1 protein-coding gene is annotated in these 248 nt (G+C 46.4%); it reads right to left on the bottom strand.

The features are described 5' to 3' along the window. Nucleotides 1-248: SAM-dependent methyltransferase (locus V0R37_RS22900; protein ID WP_420376664.1), on the bottom strand; the 248-nt coding region annotated here is incomplete at both ends.

The following is a 248-nucleotide window of genomic DNA, read 5'->3' as shown; positions in this document are numbered from 1 at the left end:
AAACGAGCGCTATCGACTGACCCGATAATAATTTATCAACTAATGCTTGAGCTTTGTGCTGTTCATTGTGATCATGCAAAGCGAACGTTTTAGTTTGGATATTGAAGTGAGCAAGCAGTTTACCTGTGTGGCGTGTATCTTCAGCGGCGATAACATCGACCTGAGCAAGCACATCAAGGGCACGTTGGGTGATATCACCTAGATTGCCAATTGGCGTCGGGACAATATAGAGGGTTGCTCCCTCTGCG

The sequence above is a fragment of the Pollutimonas rozaliensis genome (assembly GCF_048751585.1).
In the GTDB taxonomy this organism is placed as follows: domain Bacteria; phylum Pseudomonadota; class Gammaproteobacteria; order Burkholderiales; family Burkholderiaceae_B.
Note: the sequence above shows the minus strand (reverse complement) of the source record. Positions and strands in the feature narration are given on the sequence as shown.